This is a genomic window from Streptomyces chilikensis, from assembly GCF_001642695.1.
GTDB classification, from domain to species: Bacteria; Actinomycetota; Actinomycetes; order Streptomycetales; family Streptomycetaceae; genus Streptomyces; species Streptomyces chilikensis.
In genome coordinates this window covers 1-3,502 of sequence record NZ_LWCC02000027.1, presented here as the reverse complement: position 1 = coordinate 3,502, position 3,502 = coordinate 1, and the positions used below count along the sequence as shown (strand labels likewise).

Sequence of the window (3,502 nt, the reverse complement as noted above, 5' to 3'; positions counted from 1 at the left end):
GGCCGCCCCCGCGCGGGCGGCTCCCCGCGGGGCGGCCCGGGCGTGCCCGAGGGCGGCCCGCCCGCCCCGCAGGCCCCCGCGCAGGACTTCCTGCCGCAGGACCCCGTGCCCGCCGCCAGGCCGCGTGGCGTCGCCGGCGAGCACCGCCTGACCTTCGACCGGCTCCCCGCGCGCGAGGAGGGCGCCGCTCTCGCCGGGACACCGTGGGGGGAGGCATGGCTGACTGCGCTCACCGAACGGGCCCTGGACCCCGCCCGGCTGGCCCGTGGCCGGCGGTACGCCGAAGGCGGCCGGGTCGACGCGATCACCGTGACGCCCGGCCTGGTCCTCGCCTACGTCCACGGCAGCCGACCGCGCCCCTATCGCGCCCAGGTCCGCGTCCGCACCCTGGACGACGACGAGTGGGAGGCGTTCCTGGACGCCGTGGCCGAGCGGCCCGGTCACATCGCCGCGCTGCTCGACCGGAAGCTGCCCGAGGCCCTGATCGAGGGGGGCGCCGGCTCGCCCCTGCTGCCGCGCCGGGGCGACCTGCTGCCGTTCTGCGGCTGTCCCGACACCGGCCGTCCCTGCAAGCACGCCGCCGCGCTCTGCTACCAGACCGCCCGCCTCCTCGACGCGGACCCGTTCGCGCTGCTCCTGCTGCGCGGCCGGGGCGAGCAGGAGATCCTGGACGCCCTCTCCCGCCGCAACGCCGCGCACGCCGCCCGGGCCGCCGCCGAGGCGCGGGCCGCGCGGGAACGCGACCCCGCCGTGCCGGAGGGCGTGCGGGCCAAGGACGCGCTGTCCCGCGCCGCGTCCGGCCTCCCGCCGCTGCCCGCCCCCCTGCCGCCTCCCGCGCACCCCGGCCACCCGCCCGCCTACCCCGCGGCTCCCGGCGGACCCGATCCGTACGCCCTGGACCAGCTGGCGACCCACGCCGCCGCCCGCGCCCACGCGCTGCTGACCACCGGTGAGGACCCGGTCGGTGACCTGACGCTCTGGCAGGACGCCGTGCGCGTCGCCGCCGCCCGCCCCGGTTCGGGTCTCACGGCCGCCACCCGCACCCTGTACTCCTCCCTGGCCGCGGCGGCCGGCCGGACCCCCGTCGACCTGGCCCGCGCGGTCGCCGCCTGGCGACAGGGCGGGCCCGCGGGCCTGGCCGTGCTGGAGGGCGACCCGTGGGACCCGCCGGCCGGCCGCTTCGACCGCGCCCGTCCCCTGCTGAGGGCCGCCGGACTGGCCCCGTTCCGTCCGTGGCGCAACCGCCTCACCCACCCGGCCGGACACGCCCAGCTCCGCCTCGGCCAGGACAACCTCTGGTACGCCTACGAGTCCGAGCCCGGCGCCGACGACTGGTGGCCGCGCGGCACCGCCGACCCCGACCCGGTGGCCGTCCTCACCGCCCTGGGCCCCGGCCTCGACCCGGCCGAACTCCCCCCGGAACCGTCGCACCACTGACGGACACGGGGCGCGCGCGGCGGGCCCGCGTCCGGCACGGCCGCCACCCGCCCCGGCGACGGCCGTGGCACGTCACCCCGGTGAGGCGGTGAGGCGGTGAGGCGGTGAGGCGGTGAGGCGGTGAGGCGGTGAGGCGGTGAGGCGGTGAGGCGGCGGACCGGTGGCCGGCGGGCCCCGCACCCCCCTGGTGGCACCCGTGGGCACCTGGTGCGTACCCCCGCGGTGGTCTGGGGACCTCCGGATGGGCGGCGGAGGCCCTGTCAGCAAGCCTTGGCGCATGACGAGTTCACCGCACGTCCGCGCCCGCAGGGTCACCCTGTCCGCCTTGTCCGCCGTCACCGTCGCCGCCACCCTGGCCGCCGTGGCGCCCGCCCTCCCGTCGCACGCCGCCCCCGCCACCGCGCCCGCCGGCCCGGCCCCGCTCGACTGGCGTCCCTGCCCGGTGGCCGGGGGCCCCGGGGGACAGGAGTGCGCCGACCTGCCCGTCCCGCTCGACCACGCCGACCCCGAGGGACCCCGCATCACGATCGCGGTGACCCGGGTGGCCTCCGAGGACCCGTCCCGGCGGCGCGGCACGCTCCTGGTCGTCCCCGGTGGCCCCGGCGGCTCGGGGGTGAAGCGGCTGACCGGCACGGCGCAGGCGCTCCGCACCCAACTCGGCGACGCCTACGACCTGGTGGCGTTCGACCCGCGTGGGGTCGGTGGCAGTTCCCGCGCCGGGTGCGGGATCGCCGCCGAGGACCGTCATCTGGTCACCCTGCGGTCCTGGCCGGCCGCCGACGGCTCCGTCACCGGCAACGCGGCCCGCTCCCGCCGGATCGCCGAGGCATGCCGGAGCAACGGCGGCGCGCTGGTCCGCAGCTTCAGCACCGCCAACGAGGTCCGTGACCTCGAGCACCTGCGCCTCGCCCTCGGCGAGGACCGGCTGTCGGTCTGGGGCACCTCCTACGGCGCCTACGTGACGGCCGTGTACGCCCAGAAGTACCCGCGGCGCACCGACCGGGTGGTCCTCGACAGCACGGGCGACCCGGACCCGGCGAAGGTGGCACGGGGCTGGCTGGCCGACATAGCGCCCGCCGCGGCCCTGCGGTTCCCGGACTTCGCGGCCTGGGCCGCCGACCCGGCGCGGGAGGAGGACGGTCTGCGGACGGCTCGGCGGCCCGAGGACGTCGAGCCCTTGTTCCTCGCCCTCGCCGAGCGTCTCGACCGGCAGCCCAGGAGATCGGCGACCCCGGGCGTCCCGCTCACCGGGGCCCGGCTCCGCCAGGCCCTGCAGAACGCCCTGTACGACGACGACCTCTTCCCCGGCATGGCCCGCCTGCTGCTCGACGCCCAGGACCCCGGGGCGACGCCGGTGCTGCCCGGCGATCTCGCGGGTCCGCTGCCCGACGAGGACGCCGCGGTCACCGTGGCCACCATCTGCAACGACGTCGCCTGGCCCCGGCCGGTCGCCGCCTACGCGCGCGCGGTGGCCGAGGACCGCAGGCGTCACCCCCTCACGGACGGCATGCCGGTCAACGTGGTGCCCTGCGCGTTCTGGAAGACCCCGCCGGCCGACGCGCCGATCCGGATCACCGACGAAGGTCCGTCGAACATCCTGATGATCCAGAACCGGCGCGACCCCGCCACCCCCCACTTCGGCGCGCTGGCGATGCGCGAGGCGCTCGGGGACCGGGCCCGTCTGGTCACCGTCGACCGGGGTGGCCACGGCGTCTACCTCAACAACGGCAACGCCTGCGGCGACAGCGCCGTCACCGCCTTCCTGACCGGGGGACGACGCCCCGCGCACGACATCCGCTGCGAGGACCGGCCCGTTCGCCCGTGACCTGCCCGCCCGTGCTCCGCTCGCCGGCGACCCGTCCGGTGTGGCGCGGCAGCCGGAGGCTCCGGACCGGACCGGTCCCGCCGCCGGCGGTCCACGCCCGGCGGGCGTGGACGTCACCGGTGTGCGGCTGCCCCGCCGGCGGCGCGGAGCGCGAACGGCGGCACCTCCTCCGGCCACGCCTCGTGGGCCGCGGCGCGCCTGCGCGTCGGGCGGCCCCGTGCGCGCCGGCAGGACGGCGGG

At 78.8% G+C, this 3,502-nt stretch carries 2 protein-coding genes; both read left to right on the top strand.

The window, feature by feature from the left end; translation table 11 throughout:
• On the top strand, window positions 1–1,437 hold a 1,437-nt coding region (locus tag A2U95_RS21210; RefSeq protein WP_240957506.1), incomplete at its 5' end, for an SWIM zinc finger family protein.
• Between the two features lie 277 nt (window positions 1,438–1,714).
• Complete coding sequence (locus A2U95_RS21205; RefSeq protein WP_166025699.1) at window positions 1,715–3,262, top strand: alpha/beta hydrolase; 1,548 nt, start codon at window positions 1,715–1,717, stop codon at window positions 3,260–3,262.
• The last annotated feature ends 240 nt before the right edge of the window (window positions 3,263–3,502 follow it).

Excerpts from the sequence above, each read along its gene's own strand:
- A2U95_RS21205 (WP_166025699.1), top strand. The coding sequence starts at position 1,715 with ATGACGAGTTCACCGCACGTCCGCGCCCGCAGGGTCACCCTGTCCGCC.